Source organism: Actinomadura sp. WMMA1423 (genome assembly GCF_006547145.1).
In the GTDB taxonomy this organism is placed as follows: domain Bacteria; phylum Actinomycetota; class Actinomycetes; order Streptosporangiales; family Streptosporangiaceae; genus Spirillospora.
Genome location: NZ_CP041244.1, coordinates 7673680 through 7698603, shown reverse-complemented (window position 1 = coordinate 7698603; position 24924 = coordinate 7673680). Strand labels below are relative to the sequence as shown.

Below are 24924 nucleotides of genomic sequence, written 5' to 3'. Positions count from 1 at the left end.
CGCTTGGTCACCGGCGGGACATGATGGGGGCATGGCTATCGCATCGTTCATGGTTCCGCTCGGCTCCCCCGTTCCCGCGTTCCGGCTCCCGTCCGTCGAGGGCGTGGCCGTCTCGGACGGCGACTTCCCGGACGCGGCGGCCCTCCTGGTGGTGTTCCTGTCCAACCACTGCCCCTACGTCCGGCGGATCGAGAACGGGATAGGCGCGCTCACCGCCGAGTACGCGGACAAGGGCCTGGCCACGGTCGCCGTGTGCAGCAACGACGTCGCGAACTACCCCGACGACGGCGCCGAGCACCTGCGGGAACAGGCGGAAAGGGCCGGGTTCCGGTTCCCCTACCTGGTGGACGAGTCGCAGGAGACCGCCAAGGCGTTCAAGGCCGCCTGCACGCCCGACTTCTTCCTCTACGGCCGGGAGCGCACGCTCGCCTACCGGGGCGAGTTCGACGGGGCGAGGCCGCGCAACGACGTCGAGCCGGACGGGGCCTCGCTCAGGGCCGCGCTGGATCACGTCCTGGCCGGAAAGGAGGTCCCCGAGCCGCACACGCCGAGCCTCGGCTGCGGCATCAAGTGGAGGCCCGGCAACGAGCCGGTGTGATCACGGGACGTCTGATCGCGGCGCTCGAATCACACCGCTCGAATCACACCCTTTGAATCACACCGCCTGAATCACATCGGGCGAGTTACGCCACCGTGGTTCGGTCCTCGCGGGGACGCGGCCTCGGGGACCGCAGGCCGCGTTCGGCGCAGTCGGCCAGGGCTTCGAGGAGGTCGGCCGGCCCCTTCGAGGCGTCGTCGTAGTGCCAGAACCGGATGAGCCTCTCGCCCTCCGCGCCCGGGTTGAAGCGGCCGAGGGTGAAGCAGCCGGCGACGGCCATGCGGACGATGACGCGTTCGCTGTCGTCCAGCTGGGCCACGTAGGCGGCCGCGTCGATGAGGCCGATCGCGGCGCGGGCGTTGCGGCCGCCGTCGCAGGGATCTGGCCGGTTGATGCGCCACTGCGCGTACGGGCGCAGGTACTCCGCGATCATGCAGGTTCTGAGCACCGTCTCATGCTGGGGCCGCCCGCGGGCGCGGGGGCCTGCCTTGACCCAGCCCTTGCCGGATGCTGACCGAAGATCAGCCGCTGAGGCCGTGCCGGAAGGCGTAGGTGACCGCCTGGGCCCGGTCCCGGAGGTTCGCCTTGGCGAACAGGTTGTTGATGTGCGTCTTCACGGTCGCCTCGGAGATGAACAGGTCGCCGGCGATCTCGGCGTTGGAGCGTCCCTGGGCGATGAGGGTGAGCACCTCCGCCTCGCGCCGGGTCAGGCCGTCCGGCAGCGTGCCGCCCCCGCCGCGGCGGGGGCGCTCGCCGACCGCCACGGCCTCGACCAGGCGGCGCTGGACGGCCGGGTCGAGCTGGGACGCTCCCCCTCGGACGGCGGCCACGGCGCGGGCGATCTCGTCGGCGTCGGCGTCCTTGGTGAGGTAGCCGCGGGCCCCGGCGCGCAGCGCGGCGAAGATCGACTCGTCGTCGGCGTAGGTGGTGAGCACGACGATCCCGACCTGCGGGTGCGCCTCCTTGATGCGGCGGGTCGCCTCCACGCCGTCCATCCGCGGCATGCGCAGGTCCATCAGGACGACGTCGGGCTCCAGGTCGGCGACCATCGCCACGGCCTGCTCGCCGTCGCCGCACGCCCCGGCGACCTCGATGCCGGGCAGCAGTTCCAGCAGCAGGACAAGGCCCTCCCGCACCACGGTCTGGTCGTCGACGACCAGGATCCTCGCCGTGTCGTTCACCGCTCCCGCCTCCCGTCAGGCCGGCACGCTGAGGGACACGCGGAATCCCTTGCCGTCCGGTCCGGTGACCAGCGTGCCATCGATCAACTCCGCACGCTCCCGCATCCCCACGAGGCCGTACCCGCCGCCGCCCAGCTCCTCGACGGTCTCCGTACCGCCGGTGTCGGTCACTTCGAGCTCCACCTTGCCGGTGAGGTAGCGCAGGGCGACCTGGGCGCGCGCGCCGGGAGCGTGCTTGCGGACGTTGGTGAGCGCCTCCTGCGCGGTCCGTACGACCGCGAGCCCGGCCTGCGGCGACAGTTCGCGCGGTTCGCCGGTCACGTGCACGTCGCAGGGGCGCCCGGTGCTGGCGTAGAACTCCTCGGCGAGCTCCTGGATGACCTCTTTGGGCTGCGGTGTCTCCCCGCGCAGCGTCGCCAGGGCCCGCCTGGTCTCCTCCAGGCCGGAGCGGGCGAGGTTCCGCGCGCGCTCCACCCGGTCCAGTGCCTGGACGCGGTCGCCGTCCCGCGCGAGCAGCAGCCGCGCACCCTCCAGATGGACGATCTGCGCCGACAGCGAGTGGGCCAGGATGTCGTGGATCTCCCGTGCGATGTGCGACCGTTCGGCGAGGACGGCGTTGGCCGCCTCCGCGCGGCGGGTCGCCTCCTGCGCGGCCTTGCCGTGGCGGCTCGCCAGCGCGCCGAGCGTGAGCCCCGCGAACGCCGCCATCAGGCCGAGATCCGCGCCGCCGGAGCCGAACCCCTCCCCCACCCCGGCGATCGAGGCGATCGTCAGGGCGCTGACCGCGATGCCCCAGGGGATCGGCAGGCGCGTCAGCAGCACCCAGAGACCGATCATGGAGAACAGCAGGCCGTCCCCGGGATGGGGGGCGAGCGCGTACAGCGCCATCGCCGCCGCGATGGACCCGAGCAGGAGGCCGATCCCGAGGCGCCGGTGCGGCCCCTCGTTCCTGCGCCCGAACCACAGACCCGCACCGAGCAGGAGGAACATGACCACGTTGAGCACGACGAATGCCAGGCCCGCGCCGTGCAGCGCGGGGGCGGGGTCGGCCCTGAGCAGGCCGCGGACGTAGGCGGCCAGCCCCCAGGCCAGCAGGTTGCCGATGACGAGAAAGCGGGTCACCCGCTCCCCGGTGGTCTTCACGGGACGACGCTAACCGGTGCGGCGCCGTCCGCGCTCCCCGCCCGCGGGCCCGGAACGGGACCCTGGGCGATCGCCACCGGGGCGGGGACGGTGCGGTCGAGGGAGTGCATGCCTTCGAAGGTATGCGGCGCGGGCGCCCGGCAGGATCGGCGCCAGGCTGGACTTCCCGGTCTCCACCGCGGGGTGGAGACCCACGCTCAGGTGTCGATGCGCTCGGCGTCCAGCTCGGTGGCTCCGGCGGTGATGAACGCGCGGCGCGGGGCGACCTCGCTGCCCATCAGCAGGTCGAACACCTTGCCCGCCTCTTCGGCGTCCTCGATGCGGACGCGCCGCAGCACCCGGTGGCGCGGGTCGAGCGTCGTCTCGGCCAGCTGGTCGGCGTCCATCTCACCGAGGCCCTTGTAGCGCTGGATCGGCTCCTTCCAGCGCTGGCCCTTGCGCTCCAGCTCGACGAGCCGCTTGCGCAGCTCGGCGTCGGAGTAGGTGTAGATGTACTTGTCCTGCCCCTTCCTGGGCTTGATCAGCTCGATGCGGTGCAGCGGCGGGACGGCGGAGAAGATCCGCCCGGCCTCCAGCATCGGCCGCATGTAGCGGTAGAAGAGGGTGAGCAGCAGCGTGCGGATGTGGGCGCCGTCGACGTCGGCGTCGGCGAGGATCACCACGCGGCCGTAGCGGGCGGCGTCGACGTCGAACGTCCGCCCCGACCCGGCGCCGAGCACCTGGATGATCGCGGCGCACTCGGCGTTCTTCAGCATGTCGGCGACGGACGCCTTCTGCACGTTCAGGATCTTGCCGCGGATCGGCAGCAGCGCCTGGAACTCGGAGTTGCGGGCCAGCTTGGCGGTGCCGAGGGCCGAGTCGCCCTCGACGATGAACAGCTCGCTGCGGTCGTCGGCGGTGCGGCAGTCGACGAGCTTGGCCGGGAGGGCGGAGTTCTCCAGGGCGTTCTTGCGGCGCTGGTTGTCGCGCTGGGTGCGGGCGGCGATGCGGGTCTTGGCGGCGCCGGCGACCTTCTCCAGGACGGCGCGCAGCGGCTGCTTCTGACCGCGCGGCGGGTTCTCGAAGATCGCGCGAAGCTCGCGCTGCACGACCTGGGAGACGATGCGCGTCGCCGCGGAGGTGCCGAGGACCTCCTTGGTCTGGCCCTCGAACTGCGGCTCGGGCAGGCGGACCGTCACCACGGCGGTGAGGCCCTCCAGGACGTCCTCCTTGATGACGTCCTCGTCGCCGTTCTTCAGCAGCTTGGTGGCGCGGAGCTGCTCGTTGAGGACCTTGAGCACCGCGCGGTCGAAGCCGCGCACGTGCGTGCCGCCCTTCGGGGTGGCGATCACGTTGACGAACGACTTGGTGATCGTGTCGTAGCCGCTGCCCCAGCGCAACGCGATGTCGACCTCGAGGTCGCGCTCCACGTCGGTGGGCGTGAGGTGGCCCTGGTCGTCGAGGACGGGGACGGTCTCGGTGAAGTGGCCGCGCCCCTGGAGCCGCAGCACGTCGACGAGCGGGGCGTCCTTGGCGAGGTAGGAGCAGTACTCGCCGATGCCGCCGTCGAACCGGAACGTCTCGTCGACGACCTCCTCGCCGCGCTCGTCGCGGACGTCGATGGTCAGGCCCGGGATGAGGAACGCGGTCTGCCGCATCCGGTCGAGGACGAGGGACTGCTCGACCGTCGCGTCCTTCAGGAAGATCTGCAGATCGGGCCAGAAGCGGACACGGGTACCGGTCGTCTTCTTGGCGACCTTGCGGATCTGGCGCAGGCCCGACTTCTTCTTGAAGCGGGCGTTCGGGCGGCCCTCGTCGGCGAACTCGCCGGGCAGGCCGCGCCGGAAGCTGATCGCATGGGTGTGGCCGTCGCGGTCGACCTCCACGTCGAGCCGCGAGGACAGGGCGTTGACCACGGAGGCGCCGACGCCGTGCAGGCCGCCGGAGGCCGTGTAGGACACGCCGCCGAACTTGCCGCCCGCGTGGAGCCGCGTCATGACCAGCTCGATCCCGGGCAGGCCCGTCTTGGGCTCCAGGTCGACGGGGATGCCGCGGCCGTTGTCGCCCACCTCGAAGGAGCCGTCGGCGCGCATCGTCACGCTGATGTGCGTGCAGTAGCCGGCGAGGGCCTCGTCGACGCAGTTGTCGACGATCTCCCACAGGCAGTGCGCGAGGCCACGGCTGTCGGTCGACCCGACGTACATGCCGGGTCGCTTGCGCACGGCCTCCAGCCCCTCCAGCACCGACAGGTGCCGGGCGGAGTAGCCGTGCGGGTCTTCGGTTGTCGCTTCGGCGGTCGCGGCGGTCAACGTGCGTGTGCTCCTCGGGGGTAGGACGGTCGGCAGAAGGGTACCCCCGGACGCCGACAATCCACCGAAAGGCTCGCCGCCGCCGACGTCGCGCACGCCGTCGCGGTGGGGCCCGTACGGTCCGCCAGGCTACCCCTACTTCGACTATCAGACCCGAACGTCCACCTATGGGTGGGTGTGCCAGGCCCGGTTTCTCCTTACTGTCCTCGCATGGCGCAAACGATCGAGGTCTCGGGCCTCCGCAAGCGATACGGGGACGTCCGGGCCGTGGACGGGGTGACGTTCTCCGTCGAGGAGGGCGAGTTCTTCGGCATCCTCGGGCCGAACGGGGCCGGCAAGACCACCACACTGGAGATCATCGAGGGGCTGCGGCAGGCGGACGAGGGCGACCTCACCGTGCTCGGCCTCCCCCCGTGGCCTCGCAACTCCAAGCTGCTCCCCAGGATCGGCGTCCAGTTGCAGGCGTCGTCGTTCTTCGAGCGGCTGACCGCGCGGGAGCAGCTGCGGACGTTCGGCTCCCTCTACGGCGTCCCGGCGAAGAAGGCCGACGCGATGCTCGAACTGGTCGGCCTGGACGACAAGGCCGACACCCGCGTCGAGAAGCTCTCGGGCGGCCAGGCGCAGCGCCTGTCCATCGCGTGCGCGCTCGTGCACGACCCTGAGCTGCTGTTCCTCGACGAGCCCACCGCCGCGCTGGACCCGCAGGCGCGCCGCAACCTGTGGGACGTGCTCCGCTCGATCAACACCGAGGGCCGCACCATCGTCCTGACCACGCACCACATGGACGAGGCGGAGAGCCTCTGCGACCGCGTCGCCATCATGGACTCGGGCAGGATCCTCAAGCTCGGCGCCCCGGCGGTCCTGGTGCGCGGACTGGACGCCCCCGCAAGGATCAGCGTGGCCAGCGGCGTCCTGGCCGTCGAGGACGCGCGGCTCCTGCCAGGCGCCGACGGGGCCGACGACGACGGCGTCTCGCTGACCATTTCCACCCGAGATCCCTCTGCGGTGGTCGCCGCCATGGCCGCCAAGGACGCCCTCACCGGCGTCCAGATCCGCGGCGCCACGCTTGAGGACGTCTTTCTGGAGCTCACCGGACGGGAGTACAGGGCGTGAGCACGTTCGAGAGTTTCAAGAGCCTGTCCAGGGCGATGTTCCTGGGTTTCCAGCGCGACTACACGGCGCTGTTCTTCACCGTGTTGTTCCCCCTGATGTTCCTGGTGCTCTTCGCTGGGATCTTCGGCCACCAGTCGACCTCCAAGGTGAAGGTCCTGGAGGTGGGGAAGGCGCCGGTCATCGACCAGGCGGTGACGCAGGGGGCCGACGAGCTCGGCAAGGTCCTGAAGGTCGAGAAGGCCCCGGACCGCGCCGCGGCCCTCCGCAAGGTCGAGAAGGGGGACGCCGACGCGGTCGTGGAGCAGCGCGGGGGCGAGCTGGTCGTCCACTACTCGGCGGCCGACCAGGTCAAGTCCGGGACGGTGCGGGGGCTGATGAACTCGATCGTCCAGTCGGCGAACCTCGCCGCCTCCGGCAAGCCGCCCGCCTACCGGGTGACCGACCAGCAGGTGGAGGACGACTCGCTCAAGGCCATCCAGTTCTTCACCCCGAGCCTGCTGGGCTGGGCCCTGGCGTCGGCGGGCGTCTTCGGGGCGTCCCAGACGCTCGTCACATGGCGGACCAAGGGCATCCTGCGCCGCCTCCAGCTCTCCCCCGCGCCGATCCCCACCGTGTTCGCCGCGCGGGTGGCGGTCAGCCTCGCCGTGGCCCTCGTCCAGTTCGTGCTGTTCGTGGTGGTGGCGCAGCTGCCGATGTTCGGCCTGAAGCTCAGCGGCGCCTGGTGGATGGCGATCCCGATGGTGATCGCGGGCGTGCTCGCGTTCCTGTCGATCGGGATGCTGATCGGCGCGTGGGCCAAGACGCAGGAGACCGCGCAGGCGGTGACCCAGCTGATCGTGCTGCCGATGGCGTTCCTCGGCGGCTCGTTCTTCCCGCTGGACGCCTCCCCCACCTGGATGAGGACGCTGTCCTACATCTTCCCGCTGCGCTATCTCAACGAGGGCATGCTCAATGTGATGGGCCGGGGGCTCGGGCCGGCCTCCGCGCTGCCCCAGATCGCCGTTCTGCTGGGCGTCGCGGTCGTCGGGGCGCTGATCGCCATGCGCGTGTTCCGGTGGGACGCCGCCTAATGTGACCTCGGTCACTTATTGGGCCATTCTGCTGTGGGCGTACGAAGAACCAGGTTGGGAACGCCAGCGTCGGGTTAGATGTTGTCCTAAGTACCGACCCCGAGCATGAGGAAGGTGCCGTGACTGGAGCCCTTGCCCCAACCAAGCCGCTGACCGTCGCCGACCGATGCGACCGCTGCGGCGCTCAGGCCTACGTCCGTGCGGTCCTTGTAGGCGGCGGCGACCTTCTGTTCTGCGCCCACCACGGGCGCAAGTACGCAGAGGCCCTCCGCTCCAACGGGGCCGACATTCAGGACGAGACCGACCGCCTCACCGAAACCCCGGCCGTCGCTTCGGACGAGGACCGGTAGACCTCCAATAGAGCGAACCCAAGGACGGCGGCCACCGGAGACGGGGGCCGCCGTTCGCATTCCACCCGTTAGGCGCATCGCCGAGCACAATGCGGCGACAATTGCGAAGAGTATGCGAATGATTGCGCATCGTAGCCGAATCGGAGTGGTGGCGTGCCGCGTCTCGTCCTTCTCACCGAGTGGTGACGTTCTTCACCCGGTAGTGATAGGCCGCCGCCCGCTCGAACCCCTCCGCCTCGTACAGCGCCCTGGCGGGAGCGTTCCGCTCGACCACGACCAGGTACGCCCGTTCGCATCCCTGCTCGCGCCCCCAGCCGAGAAGGGCACGCAGGACGCGCCTGCCCAGCCCCCGCCTCCGCGCGTCCGGTGCGACGGCCATGGCGTAGATTCCGAGCCACTCGCCCTGCGGGACGCCGCGCCCCACGGCGGCACCGTCCGCCCAGGCGTAACCGGCGCCCACACCGGTGAGGATCTTCTCCGCCATCGGCAGCTGGTGGTCGTAGCGGCCGTCCACCGACCACCAGAGGTCGAGCCACTCCCGGGACGGGGAGTCAGCGACCTCCACGCCCTCCCGCCCGTAGGGGCCGCTTAGCTCGGTCGCCATCGCGATCGTCGGTTCGACCACGCCGTACGCGCGGCCTTCAAGGACCCGGTCGAGCCCTTCGGGCCGCGCCTGGGCGTCCATCAGGAACACCGTCGGGAGCCCCAACCCGGCGTAGAAGCCCTCGGTCCGCTCGATGGCCTTGTCCAGGTCTCCTGGATCACTCAGAGGCAGGACGGAGTTGGCGCGCTTCGTCACGCCGCCGGCGTGGCGCAGCAGCCAGCCGCCCATATCCTGTGCGGATGGCGCGGGCCACGCTTCGGCGACCAGCTCGCCCAACCGGCTCTCGAGGGACCGCGCCATCTGTCACCGCTTTCGGGAGAATCGTGCACATCCTGCTGCCGCCGTCGGAGAAGAAGGCCGCCGAGGGGGACGGGCCTCCCCTCGATCTCGCCTCGCTGAGCTTTCCCGGGCTGAACCCGGCGCGCAAGCGCGTTCTCTCGGCCCTGGCGAAGGCCTGCCGGCGCGCCGACGCGGCCGAGGTGCTCGGACTGCCGCCCGGCCAGGCCGACGAGGCCATCGCCCGCAACAGGGCCGTGCGCAAGGCACCGACCATGCCCGCGGCACGGCTCTACACCGGCGTCCTCTACGACAACCTCGACCTCGCCGATCTGGACGCCGAGGCCGCGGCCCGGCAGATCATCGTGTTCTCGGGGCTGTGGGGCGCGCTGAGGCTCACCGACCGCGTCCCGCCCTACCGGCTGGCCATGGGCGTGTCGCTGCCTCCCGGAGGAGGGCTGGGGGCCTCGTGGCGCCCGGCGATGCGCAAGGCGCTCCTCCTGGACGACGACCTGGTCGTCGACATGAGGTCCGGACCGTACGCCTCGGTGTGGAAGGCGCCCGCGCCCGCGGTCGCCGTGCGGGTGTTCAGGGAGCGGCTCGCGGACGGCGTCGCCAAGCGGACCGTCGTCAGCCACATGGCCAAGGCCACGCGCGGACGCATCGCCCACGACCTCATCAAGGCGGGCGCCGCGCCGCGCACTCCCGAGGGCCTCCTGAAGGCCGTGGCCGACCTCGGCCACACCGTCGAGTTGAACGGCACGAACCTCGACGTCATCCTCCACGACTGACCCGCACGCCCCTCGGCCAGCGCCGGCCTCTCACGACCCGACACGCTCGCGGCAGGATTCCGAGGCGCGGCAGGCTCGCGGCAAGTGACACGCTCCCCGCATGCTCGCGCCACGCGGCAGGGCCCCGGCTTTGCCGGGGCCCTCGCGTCGGGCGGTGGTGCGGCCGGTCAGTCCAGGTAGTCGCGCAGGACCTGGGAACGGGACGGGTGGCGCAGCTTCGACATGGTCTTGGACTCGATCTGCCGGATGCGCTCCCGGGTGACCCCGTAGACCTTGCCGATCTCGTCCAGGGTCTTCGGCTGGCCGTCGGTGAGGCCGAACCGCATCGACACCACGCCCGCCTCGCGCTCGCTGAGCGTGTCCAGGACCGAGTGGAGCTGCTCCTGGAGCAGGGTGAAGCTGACCGCGTCCGCCGGGACGATGGCCTCGGAGTCCTCGATGAGGTCGCCGAACTCGCTGTCGCCGTCCTCACCGAGCGGCGTGTGCAGCGAGATGGGCTCGCGGCCGTACTTCTGGACCTCGACGACCTTCTCAGGGGTCATGTCGAGCTCCTTGGCCAGCTCCTCCGGGGTGGGCTCGCGGCCCAGGTCCTGGAGCATCTGCCGCTGCACGCGCGCCAGCTTGTTGATGACCTCGACCATGTGCACCGGGATGCGGATGGTGCGGGCCTGGTCGGCCATCGCGCGGGTGATCGCCTGCCGGATCCACCAGGTGGCGTACGTGGAGAACTTGTAGCCCTTGGTGTAGTCGAACTTCTCGACCGCGCGGATCAGACCGAGGTTGCCCTCCTGGATGAGGTCCAGGAACAGCATGCCGCGGCCGGTGTAGCGCTTCGCCAGCGAGACCACCAGGCGGAGGTTGGCCTCCAGGAGATGGTTCTTGGCGCGGCGGCCGTCCTCGGCGATCCACTCGAAGTCCTCGAGGTCCTCCTCGGACATCGAGGGGCCGGACGCGGCGAGGCGCTCCTCGGCGAACAGGCCGGCCTCGATCCGCTTGGCGAGCTCGACCTCCTGCTCGGCGTTCAGCAGCGGGACCTTGCCGATCTGCTTGAGGTAGTCCTTGACGGGGTCGGCGGTGGCGCCGGCGGCCGCGATCTGCTGCGCGGGCGCGTCCTCGTCGTCGTCGCCGAGGGTGAACCCCTCCTCCTCCGAGGTCGGGGTGTCGCCCTTGCCGGCCGGGACGGCCTTCGCCGCGGGCACGGCGACCGGGGCGGGCTCCTCCTCGGCCTCGGGCTCCTCGGCCTCGGCGGTGTCGGCGGTGTCGTCGGTGTCGTCCTCGAGCTCGACCTCGAGGTCGGTCAGGTCGGCGTCGAGATCGACGTCCACCTCGTCGTCGACCTCGGGGTCCTCGCCCTTGTCGGCCTTGTCGGACGGGGCGGCCTTGACGGGCTGCGCGGCCTTCTTCGCAGGCGCGCCCTTCTTCGCCTTGGCGCCCTTGGCCTGCGCCGCCTTCTTCGGCGGGGCGGGCTTGGGAGCCGCCGGACGCTGCTCGGCGACGGCCTCCTCAGGCGCGTCGTCGCCGACGACGGCGGTCACCGTGTCGGGCTGCTCCTTGGCGGCGGCGGCGGTCTTGGGCCTGCGTGCCGGCGGCGTCGCGCGCTTGCGCGGACGCTTGGGCGCCGCTGAGTCGGCAGCGCTCACCATGACGGTCACACCCTCCTTGCTGAGGCTCCGCAGAATGCTGGAGGCCTTCGACACGGGGATGTCGGCCTCCTCGAACGTACGTCGTACGTCGTCGGCTTCGAGGTAACCCTGGGACCGTCCACGCTCGATCAGTTGCGCGATGACGTGATCGTGCAGATCTGACGCTTTCGAGGTCGAGCTAGCAGGCGACACAAATACCTCTCGAACGAACGTGTGGCTTGGTTGACCCAAGTGCCCTGACGGGCTCGGCCTCACACTGGGTGGGACCACACACGGAGCGGACCTCCCGGTGCGGGACCGCAGCGTACCCGCTCTCTCTGGGTCAAGCATTCTGGCACTGCTGCGCATTCCGCCTTGGAGTCCTACCCGGTAACACTCCACCTTAGAGGGCGTGGGGCGGTCCTTCGAACGTGCGGGACCGTCTCGGCGCCGACTTCGGCGGGGTTCACTCGGATTTGGGCGGGACGTGCAGGGCAAGCACGGTCACATCGTCTACCTGCTCATACCCGGCAAGCATCCGATCGACCAGGAAGTCGACGAGTCTCTCGGGATCTCCTACCACTTCAGGTGGGGCGTCCGCCGCCACGGCGACAAGCTCCTCCAGCCCGGCGTCCACCCCACGCCTACGGTTCTCCACAAGTCCATCGGAATAGAAGACCACAGTGTTGCCGGTCTCGATGGAAAAACTTGTCTGCTGTCGTTGGCTCGGCCAGCCGAGGGGCGTCCCCGGCTCCCGCGTGCTCACGCGCGCGGGCGTGTCGGGCGAGATCAGGAGGGCCGGGGGATGGCCCGCGTTGCTGAGCTCCCCCTGCCCGGTCTCGGGATCGATCACCGCGTAGACGACGGTGGTGAACTGCTCCTCGTCCTCGGTGGCGCTGAACAGCCGGTCGAGCCCGGCCAGGACGGCGGCGGGACGCGGGTCGTTCAGCGCGAGGGCGCGCAGGGCGTTGCGGACGCGGCCCATTCCGGCCGCGGCGAGGACGCCCTTGCCCATGACGTCGCCGCACGCCACGGCGAGCCGGTTGTCGGCGAGGCGGAAGACGTCGTACCAGTCGCCGCCCACCTGCACGTGGCGCGTCGCGGGGTTGTAGCGGGCGGCCAGCACCATTCCCGGCAACTGCGGCAGGCCGCTCGGCAGGAGGCTGCGCTGGAGCTCCTCGGCGGTCCGGTGCTCGCGCTCGAACAGCAGGGCCCGCTCCACGGCCAGCGCGCACTGGCCCGCGAGCGCCTCCAGGAAGACCCTCTCCTCCTCGGTGATCTCCCTGGGGCGGGTGAACGAGAAGCGGAGCGCGCCGATCGGGGCACCGGCCGCGAGCAGCGGCAGGCCCACCCACGCGCGCTCCTCGGTGTGCTGGGCGAACAGGTCGCGCTCGCCGTGGCCCAGTTGCAGGCGCAGGCTGTCGGGATGCTCGGCCAGGAACGGCCGGCTCTCGCGCACCGCCACCGACATCACGGTCTGGTCGCTGACCTTGATCCCGTCGCGGGACGGCGGCTGCGTCTCGCCCTCGGACCCCGGCTGGGACGGGGCCACGATGCTGAGCCGCAGCTTGTCGTCGTCCAGCAGCGCGACGGCGGAGTAGTCGGCGCCGATCGCGGACCGGCCGACCTCGGTGATGACCTGGACGACCTGGGAGACGGTCAGGGCCTCGGCGAGCATGGAGGTGGCCTGCTGGAGGCGCGCCGTGCGCAGCGCCGCCGCCGACAGCTGCTCGGTCAGCCGGCCGCGCATCTCCTCGGCCTCGCGCTGCCCCGTGACGTCGGTGTTGGCGCCGACCCACTCGATCACCGCGTCGCCCTGCCAGATGGGCACGGCCCTGACGTCGAAGTGCCGGTAGGTGCCGCTCTTGGTGCGGATCCGGTAGTTGGTCTCGAAGACGCGGTTCTCCTCCACGCAGTCGCGCCAGTGCGCCTCGATGCGCGGGCGGTCCTCCGGGTGGACGACCGACAGCCAGCCGCCGACCGCGTAGTCGTCGGGCGTCTGGCCGGTGATCGCGCGCCACTCGGGCGCGTCGTCGATCACGCCGCCGGCCGGAGCGGCGACCCACACCACCTGGGCGCTGGCCTCCACGAGGGAGCGGTAGCGCTGCTCCTTGCGGCGGATGACCTCCTCGGCCCTGCGCCGCTCGGTCACGTCCAGGGCGGTCAGGACGACGCCCGGCCGCTCGTCGCCGCCGTCCTTGGCGGGCAGCCACGTGCACGCCAGGATGCGCTCCTCGACGGCGGTGGCGACGCCGGACGCCTCACCGGAGGCCTCCTGCGTCCGCGCCGGGACGACGACCTCGAGGCCGCTCACCGGGCGGTCCTCGGCGATCACCTTCCGGAGCGCCGTCTCGAACGCCGCCGCCAGGGCCTCGGGCATCACCTCCGAGGGCCGGCGCTGCTGGAGGTCGCGCACGCGCACGCCCAGCAAGGCCGCGAGGGCGTCGTTCGCCCGGCGGCATCGCAGCTCACGGTCGAAGAAGGCCAGGCCTTCGGGGCCTTCCTTCAGCAAGGTCGCGTACAGCGCGGCGTCGGACGCATCCATGGGCTGCCCCTCCACCCCTGACACGCGGGGATGCGGGACGGACGTCTCGGTGCTCAAGGACAACACCTCCGCCCCAGAGGGTCCCGTACCGCGCGGCAATTATTCATCACTATGAGTGAATGGGAGCAGGTTAACGCTCCCGCCTCCATCACAACACCGGTCGGAGTCAGGTACTCATCATCCCGATGGTTCGCCGCGTACGGAACCCCTGATGAACATCCTTGTCCCTTCGGCCCCGGACGAACTCGTCGGTTTCGGACACCGTCCTGGAAGTGGCGCGCGCGGCGGCCTGTTTCCGGACGGCGAGTAGCAGATGTTACGGCGTGCGCGCGTGACAGGGCGTCATCTCGCCCCGTTCGGCGAGTTCCGCCCGTCCGCGCCCCTACTCGGCGGCCTTGGCGGCGGCCTTCATCTCCTGCTTGAAGGCCCGCACCTGGGCGAGGGACTCGGGCCCTGTGATGTCGGCGACGGACCGGCGCGAGCCCTCCTCGCCGTACGCGCCGGCGGCCTCACGCCAGCCGTCCGGTCGGATCCTGTACTGCTTGCCCAGAAGGGCCAGGAAGATCTGCGCCTTCTGCTTGCCGAAACCGGGCAGGCCGTTCAGGCGCTTGAACAGCTCCTTGCCACTGTCGACGCCCTTCCACACCTTCTCGGCGTCCCCCTCGTAGTCGTCCACGAGGTACTGGCAAAGCTGCTGGATGCGCTTGGCCATCGAGCCCGGGTAGCGATGGACGGCCGGCTTCTCCGCCAGGAGCGCCGCGAACCGCTCCGGGTCCTGGGCGGCGATCTCGTGGGCGTCCAGGTCGTCCGTGCCGAGCCGCTGCGCGATGGTGTACGGACCGGAGAACGCCCACTCCATCGGGATCTGCTGGTCGAGCAGCATGCCCACCAGCGCGGCCAGCGGGCTGCGCCCCAGTAGCTCGTCGGCCTCCGGACGCTGTGCGAGGTGAACCTTCGTGGCCATGAGCCCAGCTTAGGGCGACGCCGCGTCGTTTAGGGCGACATCTATATAGGGGGACACCGTGTCCGTTCAGGGGCGTGCTACATCCTCGTTCAGGGATGGAGCCCGAATCTGTCAGAAGTCTTACGAGGTTCGCCGCGCACTGGCGGGCCCTGGCCGTCGGTGCTCGAATGGGGTGGTGAGCGAGGAGGAACGGACGGAAGGCAGTCCGGTAGGACGGAGAGTCGTCCTGGGGATGCTCGGCCTCGGCGTCGCGGGGGTCGCCGTGGGGGCATCCGTTCAGGACAAGGTGAGCCGGACGCTGGCGCCGGTCGGGCCGATCGGGGACGTCCTGCCGGCCGCCGGCGGGTTCCGCTACTACTCGGTCACGTCCGGCGTGAAGCGCCAGAGTGCGGCGACGCATCGAGTGACCGTTTCGGGGCTTGTGGACAAGCCGCAATCGTTCGGGATGGCCGATCTGGCGCGGTTGCCGCAGACGGTGCTCGACAGGGACTTCCAGTGCGTGACGGGCTGGCGGGTACCGGACGTGCGGTGGGTCGGCGTGGCGCTGCCCGACCTGCTGGAGGCGGTCGGGGTGTCCCCCGAGGCGCGGGCCGTGCGGTTCACGTCGTTCGACGGCGTCTATACCGAGTCGCTGACGCTGGACCAGGCGCGCCGCCGGGACGTCCTGGTCGCGACCCAGATGGACGGCAAGCCCGTCACCCACGACCACGGTGGCCCCACGCGGCTGTACGTGGCACCCATGTACGGCTACAAGTCACTGAAGTGGCTGGGCGGCATCGAACTGACCGACCGGGTGAAGCCCGGCTACTGGGAGGAGCTCGGGTACGACGTGGACGCATGGGTCGGACGGTCGAACGGACGCAGCGATGCACCGACCTGAAGCGACGCATCGACCTGAGCCGTCCTCGGGATGGCTCGTCCGGTTCACCCGGGCAGAACGGTCGATCCACCATGTCACCGCGCTGCTGATGCTGGTCTGCCTGCTGACCGCGGCCCTGCTCTACCTTCCGTTTCTGTCGACGCTGGTGGGCCGCAGGGAGATGGTCAAGACCGTGCACGTCTGGTGCGGGTTCGCCTTGCCCGTGCCGATCGTGCTGGGTCTGCTGTCCCGGGCGTTCAGGGCCGACCTCCGCCGGCTGAACAGGTTCGTGCCCGCGGACTGGCAGTGGCTCAGGCGCGGCGACCGCAGGGGCGTGCGGGCCGGGCGCGGGATCCTGCCCGTAGGCAAGTTCAACGCGGGCCAGAAGCTGAACGCTGCGTTCACGGCGGGCGCGATCCTCGTCATGCTCGGCACCGGCGAGATCATGACCTTCCCCGGACCTTGGGGCGACCGGTGGCGTACGGGCGCCACCTTCGTCCACGACTGGCTGTTCCTGGTCGTCCTCGTGGTCACCGCCGGACACCTGTGGGAGGCGCTGCGGGACCGCCAGGCCCTGACCGGGATGCTGACCGGGCGGGTGGATCCGGAGTGGGCCGCCCGGCACCACGTGGCCTGGGCCGACGCCGTCCGCGGGTCCGGGAACGCCGGTGCGCGAACGTCCTCCGGAGGGCCGAGTCCGCAGGTGGGCGAGGTGACGGACGCTCCGGAAGGAACGCCCGGTGAACGGGGTCCGGAATTTGCGAAACGACCTCCGGGGAGCTCTTGACTCCACCCGCACGCGCGCTGGAGTGTGGCATCGAGGCGGGTCGTCGCCGGAGCTCCCGCGCCAGGGCCGGTCCGACGCGCGCTCCGTCTCGCCGACGGCGTCCCCGCCCGTCGGTTGCCCCGTGCGCGGAGGTGTGCGCTGATGCCTGCACTGGCCGATCACCGGAACGAGACCCGCGACGCGCTCGCACGAAGGCTGTGCGACGAGTTCGCGACCTTCCCCTCGGACGCGGTGCACCGGTGCGTGGCCGACGTCCAGGCATGCATGGCCCATCTGGGCCTGGAGGCCACGCCGGCCAGAGTCGAGCGGATGGCCCGGGAGCAGCTCACCGGCATCCTGAAGTCGCAGCCGCCCTCGGGGCGTGCGGCCGCCGGCGGTGTGGACGGCTGAGCGGCCGGCCCTCCGCGCGCGGCGACCCATTCCGGCCTTCGGCCGCGTCCCGGCCACCGCCCGCCCCGGATCTGAGAGGCTAGGGGGGTGAGTCCCCGCAGCCGTGACCGATCTTCCGGGGACCCTGCCTGGGACGGCCCGAAACCCCCGGACGAGGTCTCAGCGATCTTCGACGGCATGCTCCGGCACGCCCGCGAGCTGCTGGCGGTGCGCAGCCCCCTCGACGCCGAACTCATCGTCAGCGAGATCCTCGGCTCCTGGTGGGGGCAGCGCGTCCCGGACGGCGACGTGGAGGAGGTCATCGGCGAGGCCCTGGTGGGCTACGCCGCGGCGGCGGCGACGCCGGCCGCGCTGGCGCTGCTCACGGGGATCGCCTACATGGGCACCCCGCGCCAGGCCGCCAAGGCGGAACGGGCGGCGCTGCAGCTGATGAGCGACGGCGTCGCCAGACCGGGCTGGGCCGACCGCGTGGGGATGGTCGAGCCCGAGGCGTGCTTCGCGTCCAGGGACGTCTACGGCGACCAGGACTCCGTCATCTGCACCTACACCTACGGGGGCGCCGAGAGGCACGCCCTGGTGATCCTGGTCGACCGCAACCGGGCCGGGGCCGTCCAGCCGCGCGGCGGCCCGTTCGCGACGCCCGCGCGCGCGGGCGAGCCGCCGGCGAGCGGGATGGTCCGGGACGCGTGGGTCTCCTCCCGGGTCGACAGGCTTCTGGAGCAGTGCCGCCGCGAGGCCCGCGACAACCCCCTGATGCGGTTCGAGGAGCTCGACCCACGGGACACCAAGGCGTTGCTGCGGAGCGCCCTGGATCTCACCAACGCGACCAACGAGCCGCCGGTGAACGAGAACTTCGGCTCCTACCACGCCTTCGTGCGCGCGCGTGTGGACATCCTCCCGCCGGGAGGCCGCCTGCCCCAGCCTCCGGTTTACGGGCGCGACAGGCGCGCCACGATCGCCACACGGTTCCTCGCCTCGGACGAGGCCGGGGAGCTGTCCGACCTCGCCTCGGCGATCCGGTGCGTCGACCGGATCATCGAGTACGGCTGCACGCACGACTTCGGGCGGCCGCTGCGGGTCAGCCCGATCAAGTGCGAGATGTTCCTGCTCGACTGGCTGCCGCGCAAGGTCCTGCTGTCCCCGTCGGAACAGGAGGCCGTCCCCCACGTGCTGGCCGCGTGGGTCCGCTGGGCCGGGCGGCGGACGGGGCTGCCGGAGGAGGGCATCAGAGCGACCCTTGACGCCCTGTGGGACGCCACCGCGCAGTTCTCCGCGGCCTACCGGGATCCGGCCGCTTTCGGCCTCGACCGCGAGCTGGTCGCCCGGCTCCTGCCCGACGGCGACCTGGAGGCCCTCCCCCGCCGCGCGTTCGCCCTCCCCTTCCTGTCGGGAACGCACAGGCGGACGGGGCGGCACGGCTTCGTCGACCTGTCGGAACTCGACCCCGCCGACCCAGGCGACCGCCGCGTCCTGCTGGAGTTCGAGCACCCGGGCGGCGGTGAGGAGCACCTCGACGCGCACGTGCGCCTCGCGGCGATGCTGTGGGACGGAGAACCGCCGGGCCTGTGGGACACCGCCCAGTCCCTGCTGGACGTCGGCTACGAACGCCATGAGATCCTGCACAGGCTCATCGACGTCCTCGACCGCTGCGGGGACGACCCGGAGGCCCTGCGGGAGGCCCTGCGTGTGCTTCGTCACGAACCGCCGCCGGACTGAACTCCCGGTTTGCGCGTCGCGCTCCCGGCGACAATCATCGGGTCCCGGGCGCGGTCTCGCGGGGGTCGGCACCGGCCCCTGGTCGTAGGGAGTGATCTTGTTGGAGTGGTCCGAGTTCGCCCGGCGGCTGGGACGGGAGCTGGCGGGCCTCGAACGGGACACGATCCTGATCGTGCGCGAACGCGACGAGAGCCGTCACTACGTCCAGGCCATGCGCGAGCCCGACCGGCTCTACGCCGAGGCCGTCAGCAACAACTTCCTCGAAGGCCCCCTCCTGCTCACCCTGGCCGACGAAGAGGTCATGAGCGAGGCGGGCTGGCGCCCGCCCGCCGACCCCGCGCCGCGCAACTGGTGGACCGAGCTGCCGGAGGCGGGCGCGCCCGGCGGGATGCCGAGCGTGACCGACGGCGACTTCTCGCGCCTCGCCGACGTGATGGTCACCGCGCTGCGCGACGTCCAGGGCGTCCGCCGCCCGTCCGACCTCGTCTACGAGTCGTTCCACCGGCACGGGTCCGGCCTCATCGAGCTGCTCGACTTCGGTATCGAGGTCGCCGACCCGTCGCGGGTGAGCAAGCGCCGCGCGTCCTCGGACGGGGGCGTCCCCTCCGGAACCGGCCCCCTGCCCGCCGGGCCGCCGCCCGCCGGCCCTCCCCCTGCGGGGACGCGGCTGCCGCTCCCGGAGCACGCGCTGCCCGGCATGGACGCCGAGCTGCTCGAACCGCGCCTGGCCGAGGCCAAGGCCAACGGCGACAACGCCGCCTACTTCCGGCTCCTGGAGAACGCCGACCTGGTCCTCCCCGCGACCGCCTCCGCCGTGGAGGACCCCGACCGCGCCGAGTTCCCCACCGTCACCATCGGCAGCGGTACCTACGTCACGGTGTTCACCTCGCCCGGGGCCCTGGCCCGCACCGGCGAGCGGCACCCCGGCCTGTACCGGCGCACCTCGTTCGCCCGGCTGGCCGCGGGGTGGCCCGATCCGGCGTGGCGCCTGGCCATCAACTGGGGCCTGCCCAGCGAGGTCCTGCTGGACTCCTCCGTCATCGGCCGGTTGCAGGGCGGCATGGGCGAGGCGCCCATGCCCGTGCAGGACGAGCCCAACCCGTACGGAACGGTCGACCCCAACGCGCTCGCCGGGCCCAACCCCGTGGCAGGCGGGGCGGTCCCATCGGTCAACGGCTCGGGGCACGGCGCTCCCGTGCCAGGCACCCCAGGACCAGGGGAGCCGATCCCGGGTGGCGTGGCACCTGGAGAGGGCGCCCCGGCGGCGGACGCCCCGCACGACGACTCCCTTACGGCGGTCGACCCGTACTCCGCGGCCGACCTCCGGGCGGCGCTCGAGGCGGGCGCTCCGCCGAGGGCACCGGAGCCGGAACCGGCGTCGCCCCTCGGCGCCCCGACCGGCGACCCGCCCGCCCGGCCCGCACCTCAGGCTCCCGCACCCCAGACGCCGACACCTCAAGCGTCCGCACCCCAGACGCCTACACCCCAGGCGTCCGCCCCCCAAGCGTCCGCACCGCAGACGGCCACACCGCAGACGGCCACACCTCAGGCACCCGCACCGCAACTGCCCGCACCGCAAGCCTCCGTGCCCGAAAGGCGGCCCGGCGGCGTTCCGCTGCGGCCCCCGCACGGGACGCGCCTCTGGCGCGCGGCGGGCGACGGCGAGCACGCTCCGGTCGCCGTCTACGACGCCATCGGGGGCGTCTGGGCACCGGTGCGGGCCGACGCGGTTCCCTCTCCCTGGAGCGAGTGACGCGCCCTTCGGCTACCGTCGAGTACGGACTCCCGCCCCGCACGTGAAAGTGGATCCCCAGTGGACTGGAACGACTTCGCCAAACGGCTGACACTGGAGCTTTCACGGCTGCCGGTCACGTCGTTCCTCATCGTGCAAGGCCCGAGCGGCCTCCCCTACGTCCAGGCGATGCGCTCCGAGGGGACGCTCGACGCCGAGGCCGTCGGCAGCGCGTTCCTGCCCCGCCCGCTCGCGTCGCGGCAGGAGCGGCGGCTCAGGGCGCTCGGCTGGGAACCGCCGGACGAGGAGGACCGCAAGAACTGGTGGGACCGCCTCACCTTCCGCGAGCGCGGCGGCCGCGCCTCCTCGGAGCTGCTCGAGGCGTGCGCGCTGCTCGCCGGCCAGATGATGGGCGCGTTCCGCGACGTCTACGGCATCGAGTCACCGCTCGAACTCGTCTACCAGGCGAGCAGGTCCGGCCCCGACGGCGGGCCCCTCGCCCTGCCGGGGCTCGGCATCCCGCTCGCGGTGCCGGAGGACGAGCGCGCCGCCCAGACCTCGGCGCGCCAGGCGCGCCCCTCCGGGTCGACTCTGGAGGCCGCCCTGGCCGAGGCGCGCGAGCGCGGCGACCAGCAGGGCTACCTGGAGCTGCTCGCGCGCGCGGTCCTGTACCTGCCCGCGCCCGGCGACCCGGGGGCCGCCGAGCACCAGTTCGCGACGGCGCAGTTCGGCGACGGCACGTTCGTCCTCGCGTTCACCTCCCCGGAGGCGATGGACCGCTCCCTCCAAGGGCAGGCGGTCCACCACCGCCGGGCCTCGCTGGCGGAGCTGTCTCGGCGCTGGCCGCACCCGGAGTGGCAGCTCGCCGTGAACCCCGGCCTGCCGAGCGCGTGCTACCTGGACGCCAACGCCCTCCTCGAGCCCGAGGAGCCCGCCGCGCCCACTCCGCCGGTCCCGACCGACGTCCACGTGGCCGGCCCGTCGCGCCGGGCCGCGTCGCGCGGCGCCTCGCCCCGCGCCGGAGCCCGCGGCGCCCCGGCCGCCGCCCCCGCCGCGCCCCGGCAGGCCCCCAAACCGCCTCAGCGCCCGGAACCGGCGCGGCCCCGAACCGAGACGCCCTCCCCCGCCTCCGCGCCCTCACGGGCGGGCACAGCCCCGCCGGGCGGCCCGCCCGCGCCCGGGGTCCGCGCACCCGCGCAGCGGCGGCCGGCCCCCGCCCCGGCTCCTCCGGCTCCCCCGCCGCCGCGGCGTCCCGAGGCGCCGGCCGCGAGGCAGGCCCCGGTGACCAGGGAGACGCCGGTCGCGAGGGAAGCGCCCGTCGCGAGGGAGACCCCGGCGCCCAGGGAGGTGCCGGTGACCCGGGAGACCCCCGTGGACCCGCGCGGCCTCCCCGCCCGAGACCCGGGCGTCCCGCCGAGCCCGGCCGCCCCGCCGAAGCCCGCCGCCCAGCCGAAGCCCGCCGTCCCGCAGAATCCGTCCCGCGAGACGCCGAGCGACCCTCACGGGCTGCCGGCGGCGCCGCTCTACGGTCAGCGCGAGCGGGCACGGGCCGACACGAGGCGGCAGAACGTCCCGGCCGCCGCACAGGCCCCGCATGCCGAAACGCAGACCCGTGCGGAGCGAACGCCCACCATCGTCGAACGCGGGTCGAGGTCCCCATCGGAGGCCGGCAGGGCTCCCCGAGAGGACATGTCCGCAGACGGCTCCTCCCAGGTCGTGGTGATGCAGAAGGCCGTGCGGCCCGAGCACGTGCAGCACTACCTGGAAGGCGGCTACGACCTCGTCGCCGGTTACGTGCACCGGTTCCAGGACGTCCAGGAGCTGAAGAGCCCCGCCGCGCTGATCCGGGCCCTGGGACTGGTCTATGAGGGGTCGCCGTTCGCCCCCGCCGACGAGCAGATCTTCGTGATCCGGTGGCCGGCCGTGAGGCCCGCCCTGTTCCGCCGCCCGCTGGGCGGGATCGACGAGTGGAGCATGGGGATCATTCCGGGCGGATGGGTGATCGAGAAGGCGCCGTTCCCGGGGTCGGGGTACGCGCCGGGCGACGGCCCCGCGATCCCCGAGTTCAAGATCGAGAGCCAGCGCCTGCCGCACGGGGCCGAGATGTACCGGCTCGACGCGCAGGGCAGGGAGACCCTCGTAGCGGGGTACGACGCCGACCTGCGCAGGTGGCTCGTCAAACTGCCGGGAGGCCGCGGATGAGCATCCGGCACGGCTACTACGCGGGCTGGCGCGGCGCCGAGTACGAGGCGAGCCCGGACGGCGACCAGGTGCGCCTCTACGCCGCACGGCTGGTGGAGGGCTTCCTGCAGGTCACCCCGGACCGGTACGTCAAGGTGGTGCCCCTGGCGGACGTCGACCGCCTCCAGTACGTCACCACCCACTGCACGTGGCGCGGCGAGCCGTTCGTGGTGCTCGGCGAGCACGAGGGCTGGCTGCGCGTGGAGTACAGCGGCGGCAAGGCGCCGGTCGCGGAACGGCTCGGCCTGGAGCCGTTCGACCGCGGCGTGTACCAGGCGTGGGCGTCCATGCACGAGGTCGAGGACATGCGCGAGGAGACCGTCTGAGCACGGGGATCGGTGGTGGGGCATGACGGTCATCGACGTCAACGCCGACCTCGGCGAGGGGTTCGGCGTCTGGCGCTTGGGCGACGACTCGGCGCTGCTCGACGTCATCACGAGCGCGAACGTGGCGTGCGGGTTCCACGCGGGCGATCCGCTGATCATGCGCCGGGTGTGCGCGGCGGCGGTCGAGCGCGGGGTGACGATCGGCGCGCAGGTCTCCTACTGGGACCTTGCCGGGTTCGGCCGCCGGGAGATGGACGTGGCCGCGCCCGAACTGACCGCCGAGGTCCTCTACCAGCTCGCGGCGCTGGACGGTATCGCGCGTGCGGAGGGCGGACGTGTTGCCTACGTGAAACCGCACGGAGCCCTGTACAACAGGGTCGCGCGTGACCCCGTCCAAGCGCGCGCGGTGGCCGACGCGGTGCGGGCGTACGACCCGTCCCTCCCCCTCCTCACGCTTCCGGGCTCCGCCGTGCATGACGTCGCGGACGGGCTCACCGTCGTCGCCGAATGCTTCGCCGACCGCGCCTACACGCCGTCCGGTGCGCTCGTGTCCCGCCGGGAGCCGGGGGCGGTCGTCCATGACCCGCACACGGTCGTGGAGCGGGCGGTGCAGATGGCGGTGGGCGGCACCGTCGTCGCCGTGGACGGCACCGAGGTCCCCCTGAAGGCGCGCTCCATCTGCGTGCACGGCGACACCCCGGGCGCGGTGGAACTCGCCAAGGCCGTCCGTTCCGCGCTGTCCGACGCGGGCGTCATCCTGGAGTCGTTCGCGTGAACGTGCGGCGGGCCGGAGAGACCGCCTTGCTCGTGGAGACGGGCGACCTCGCGACCGCCCACCGCCTGCACGCCGCCCTGAGGGACGCGCCCCCACCCGGTGTCGTCGACGTCGTCCCTGGCGAGCGGACCGTCCTGGTGATGGCGGACCACTCCGCCGACCTCGGGCGCCTGGCCGCGCTCCTGCCGCGACTGCGCCTGGGCGACGGCGCGGCGGGCGACGCCCGGCCGGTCGAGATCCCGGTCGTCTACGACGGGGAGGACCTCGACGAGGTCGCCTCCCTCACCGGGCTCTCGCGCGAGGAGGTCGTCCGGCGCCATTCCGCGAGCTCGTACACGGTCGCCTACCTCGGCTTCTCCCCCGGCTTCGGCTACCTGTCGGGGCTGGATCCGGCGCTGCACGTGGCGCGGCGCGAGTCGCCGCGCAAGTCCGTCCCGGCCGGATCGGTCGCGGTGGCGGGCCCGTACGCGGCGGTGTATCCGTCACGGTCGCCGGGCGGCTGGCGGTTGCTCGGGCGCAGCCGCCTGCCGCTGTGGGACGTGTCGCGCGATCCGCCGTCCCTGCTCCAGCCGGGGACGCGGGTCCGGTTCGTCCCCGAGGAGCGTTCTTGATCGAGGTCGTGCGGCCCGGGCCGCTGGCGACCGTCCAGGATCTCGGCAGGCCCGGGCGCGCGCATCTCGGCGTCCCACGATCCGGTGCCGCGGACCAGCGAGCGTTCAGGCTCGCCAACCGGCTGGTGGGCAACCCCGAAGGCGCGGCCGGCCTCGAGTTCACCTTCGGTGGGGCGGCCCTGCGCTTCCATGAGCGCGCCTGGATCGCGGTGACCGGCGCCCCGGCGCCGTTGCGGATCGACGGCCGCGCTCACGGAACGAATGCGCCCTGCTACGTCGCGGCCGGGGCCCTGCTGGAGCTCGGCACACCCACTGCGGGGCTCCGCAGCTACGTCGCCGTGCGTGGCGGTGTCGCCGTGGAGGAGGTTCTAGGAAGCCGGTCGACCGACCTCCTGTCCGGCCTCGGGCCGGCCCCGCTCGCGCCGGGCGACTGCCTGCCGACCGGGTCCGCCAAGGAACTGCGCCACATCAACGTGGACGTCGTGCCTGAGGCGCCTCTGCTAGAGGCACCGATCCTGCAGATCCTGCCGGGGCCCCGCGCCGACTGGTTCACTCCCACAGCACTGGCCACGCTCACGTCCACGCACTACGAGGTGTCGCCGGACAGCAACCGCGTGGGCGTGCGCTTGGACGGCCCACGGTTGGAACGGGCGCGCGACGGCGAACTCGGCAGTGAGGGCATGGTCATCGGCTCCCTCCAGGTGCCGCCCAGCGGGCTGCCCATCATCTTCCTCGCCGACCATCCGACCACCGGCGGCTATCCCGTGGTGGCCGTCCTCGCCGCCTCCGCGGTGTCCGGGGCCGCGCAGCTCCGTCCGGGCCAGAAGCTCCGGTTCCGGTTGCGACCAACGCGTTGACACCGCGGCATGTCGCCCTCATGGGGCGGTTGAGAAGGGCAGCACTGCCCAAGTCAACGAAACGCCGGCCCGGCGGAGCGCCGCG

At 72.2% G+C, this 24924-nt stretch carries 23 protein-coding genes; 15 read left to right on the top strand and 8 right to left on the bottom strand.

What is annotated here, in order from left to right; all coding sequences use genetic code 11:
* Window positions 1-31: 31 nt before the first annotated feature.
* On the top strand, window positions 32-598 hold the full coding sequence (locus FKD65_RS35700) for a thioredoxin family protein (RefSeq protein WP_141583164.1): 567 nt from the start codon (window positions 32-34) through the stop codon (window positions 596-598).
* Window positions 599-683: 85 nt separating this feature from the next.
* On the opposite strand, the gene FKD65_RS35695 is transcribed toward FKD65_RS35700, so the two are convergent.
* From FKD65_RS35695 to FKD65_RS35680, 4 genes are all read right to left on the bottom strand, one after another.
* Complete coding sequence (locus FKD65_RS35695) at window positions 684-1046, bottom strand: hypothetical protein (RefSeq protein WP_141583162.1); 363 nt, start codon at window positions 1044-1046, stop codon at window positions 684-686.
* A 73-nt stretch (window positions 1047-1119) separates the two neighbouring features.
* Window positions 1120-1779, bottom strand: a complete 660-nt coding sequence (locus FKD65_RS35690) for a response regulator transcription factor (RefSeq protein ID WP_141583160.1) — start codon at window positions 1777-1779, stop codon at window positions 1120-1122.
* Between the two features lie 15 nt (window positions 1780-1794).
* Window positions 1795-2922: a sensor histidine kinase gene (locus FKD65_RS35685; protein WP_205718362.1), complete on the bottom strand. Its 1128-nt coding sequence runs from the start codon at window positions 2920-2922 to the stop codon at window positions 1795-1797.
* 197 nt (window positions 2923-3119) lie between these two features.
* Window positions 3120-5210 (bottom strand): type IIA DNA topoisomerase subunit B, encoded by a 2091-nt coding sequence (locus FKD65_RS35680; RefSeq protein WP_141583158.1) that lies wholly within the window; start codon window positions 5208-5210, stop codon window positions 3120-3122.
* Between the two features lie 210 nt (window positions 5211-5420).
* Between FKD65_RS35680 and FKD65_RS35675 the strand changes: the two genes are divergently transcribed.
* The 3 genes from FKD65_RS35675 (at window position 5421) to FKD65_RS35665 (ending at window position 7743) form a co-directional block, all read left to right on the top strand.
* A complete protein-coding gene (locus FKD65_RS35675) occupies window positions 5421-6323 on the top strand; it encodes an ABC transporter ATP-binding protein (RefSeq protein ID WP_141583155.1) in 903 nt (300 codons plus the stop codon).
* Window positions 6320-7393 carry an ABC transporter permease gene (locus tag FKD65_RS35670; protein ID WP_141583153.1) on the top strand — a complete coding sequence of 358 codons (1074 nt, stop codon included), beginning with the start codon at window positions 6320-6322 and terminating at the stop codon, window positions 7391-7393. Before FKD65_RS35675 ends, FKD65_RS35670 begins: the two co-directional genes overlap by 4 nt.
* Before the next feature lie 119 nt (window positions 7394-7512).
* Window positions 7513-7743: a hypothetical protein gene (locus tag FKD65_RS35665; RefSeq protein WP_141583151.1), complete on the top strand. Its 231-nt coding sequence runs from the start codon at window positions 7513-7515 to the stop codon at window positions 7741-7743.
* A 172-nt stretch (window positions 7744-7915) separates the two neighbouring features.
* On the opposite strand, the gene FKD65_RS35660 is transcribed toward FKD65_RS35665, so the two are convergent.
* Window positions 7916-8647, bottom strand: coding sequence for an N-acetyltransferase (locus FKD65_RS35660; RefSeq protein WP_141583148.1), 732 nt, complete (start codon window positions 8645-8647; stop codon window positions 7916-7918).
* A gap of 23 nt (window positions 8648-8670) precedes the next feature.
* On the opposite strand from FKD65_RS35660, the gene FKD65_RS35655 reads away from it, so the two are divergent.
* Window positions 8671-9414, top strand: a complete 744-nt coding sequence (locus tag FKD65_RS35655) for a YaaA family protein (protein ID WP_141583146.1) — start codon at window positions 8671-8673, stop codon at window positions 9412-9414.
* Window positions 9415-9581: 167 nt separating this feature from the next.
* Here FKD65_RS35655 and FKD65_RS35650 read toward each other — a convergent pair whose 3' ends face one another.
* The 3 genes from FKD65_RS35650 to FKD65_RS35640 form a co-directional block, all read right to left on the bottom strand.
* Entirely contained in the window at window positions 9582-11249 is a 1668-nt protein-coding gene (locus FKD65_RS35650; RefSeq protein ID WP_205718361.1) for an RNA polymerase sigma factor, read from the bottom strand.
* Window positions 11250-11502: 253 nt separating this feature from the next.
* A complete protein-coding gene (locus FKD65_RS35645) occupies window positions 11503-13638 on the bottom strand; it encodes a SpoIIE family protein phosphatase (RefSeq protein ID WP_240809759.1) in 2136 nt (711 codons plus the stop codon).
* 325 nt (window positions 13639-13963) lie between these two features.
* Complete coding sequence (locus FKD65_RS35640; RefSeq protein WP_141583141.1) at window positions 13964-14545, bottom strand: HhH-GPD-type base excision DNA repair protein; 582 nt, start codon at window positions 14543-14545, stop codon at window positions 13964-13966.
* A gap of 175 nt (window positions 14546-14720) precedes the next feature.
* Between FKD65_RS35640 and FKD65_RS35635 the strand changes: the two genes are divergently transcribed.
* The 10 genes from FKD65_RS35635 (at window position 14721) to FKD65_RS35585 (ending at window position 24839) form a co-directional block, all read left to right on the top strand.
* Window positions 14721-15425, top strand: a complete 705-nt coding sequence (locus FKD65_RS35635) for a molybdopterin-dependent oxidoreductase (RefSeq protein ID WP_205718360.1) — start codon at window positions 14721-14723, stop codon at window positions 15423-15425.
* A complete protein-coding gene (locus FKD65_RS35630; protein ID WP_141583139.1) occupies window positions 15412-16191 on the top strand; it encodes a cytochrome b/b6 domain-containing protein in 780 nt (259 codons plus the stop codon). Before FKD65_RS35635 ends, FKD65_RS35630 begins: the two co-directional genes overlap by 14 nt.
* 141 nt (window positions 16192-16332) lie before the next feature.
* Window positions 16333-16581, top strand: coding sequence for a hypothetical protein (locus tag FKD65_RS35625; RefSeq protein ID WP_141583137.1), 249 nt, complete (start codon window positions 16333-16335; stop codon window positions 16579-16581).
* Between the two features lie 177 nt (window positions 16582-16758).
* Window positions 16759-18297, top strand: a complete 1539-nt coding sequence (locus FKD65_RS35620) for a hypothetical protein (RefSeq protein WP_141583135.1) — start codon at window positions 16759-16761, stop codon at window positions 18295-18297.
* 97 nt (window positions 18298-18394) lie between these two features.
* On the top strand, window positions 18395-20050 hold the full coding sequence (locus FKD65_RS46405; protein ID WP_302931568.1) for an SseB family protein: 1656 nt from the start codon (window positions 18395-18397) through the stop codon (window positions 20048-20050).
* A 60-nt stretch (window positions 20051-20110) separates the two neighbouring features.
* A complete protein-coding gene (locus tag FKD65_RS35605) occupies window positions 20111-22231 on the top strand; it encodes an SseB family protein (protein WP_141583133.1) in 2121 nt (706 codons plus the stop codon).
* Complete coding sequence (locus FKD65_RS35600; RefSeq protein ID WP_141583131.1) at window positions 22228-22596, top strand: hypothetical protein; 369 nt, start codon at window positions 22228-22230, stop codon at window positions 22594-22596. Before FKD65_RS35605 ends, FKD65_RS35600 begins: the two co-directional genes overlap by 4 nt.
* Before the next feature lie 22 nt (window positions 22597-22618).
* Window positions 22619-23371, top strand: coding sequence for a LamB/YcsF family protein (pxpA, locus tag FKD65_RS35595; protein WP_141583128.1), 753 nt, complete (start codon window positions 22619-22621; stop codon window positions 23369-23371).
* Window positions 23368-23982: a 5-oxoprolinase subunit PxpB gene (gene pxpB / locus FKD65_RS35590; protein ID WP_141583126.1), complete on the top strand. Its 615-nt coding sequence runs from the start codon at window positions 23368-23370 to the stop codon at window positions 23980-23982. The genes pxpA and pxpB overlap by 4 nt, the downstream gene beginning before the upstream one ends.
* Window positions 23979-24839, top strand: coding sequence for a biotin-dependent carboxyltransferase family protein (locus FKD65_RS35585; protein ID WP_141583123.1), 861 nt, complete (start codon window positions 23979-23981; stop codon window positions 24837-24839). Before pxpB ends, FKD65_RS35585 begins: the two co-directional genes overlap by 4 nt.
* The last annotated feature ends 85 nt before the right edge of the window (window positions 24840-24924 follow it).

Excerpts from the sequence above, each read along its gene's own strand:
- FKD65_RS35625 (WP_141583137.1), top strand. The coding sequence starts at position 16,333 with ATGCCTGCACTGGCCGATCACCGGAACGAGACCCGCGACGCGCTCGCA.
- FKD65_RS35640 (WP_141583141.1), bottom strand. The coding sequence starts at position 14,545 with ATGGCCACGAAGGTTCACCTCGCACAGCGTCCGGAGGCCGACGAGCTA.
- FKD65_RS35600 (WP_141583131.1), top strand. The coding sequence starts at position 22,228 with ATGAGCATCCGGCACGGCTACTACGCGGGCTGGCGCGGCGCCGAGTAC.
- FKD65_RS35630 (WP_141583139.1), top strand. The coding sequence starts at position 15,412 with ATGCACCGACCTGAAGCGACGCATCGACCTGAGCCGTCCTCGGGATGG.
- FKD65_RS35660 (WP_141583148.1), bottom strand. The coding sequence starts at position 8,647 with ATGGCGCGGTCCCTCGAGAGCCGGTTGGGCGAGCTGGTCGCCGAAGCG.
- pxpA (WP_141583128.1), top strand. The coding sequence starts at position 22,619 with ATGACGGTCATCGACGTCAACGCCGACCTCGGCGAGGGGTTCGGCGTC.
- FKD65_RS35675 (WP_141583155.1), top strand. The coding sequence starts at position 5,421 with ATGGCGCAAACGATCGAGGTCTCGGGCCTCCGCAAGCGATACGGGGAC.
- FKD65_RS35620 (WP_141583135.1), top strand. The coding sequence starts at position 16,759 with ATGCTCCGGCACGCCCGCGAGCTGCTGGCGGTGCGCAGCCCCCTCGAC.
- FKD65_RS35700 (WP_141583164.1), top strand. The coding sequence starts at position 32 with ATGGCTATCGCATCGTTCATGGTTCCGCTCGGCTCCCCCGTTCCCGCG.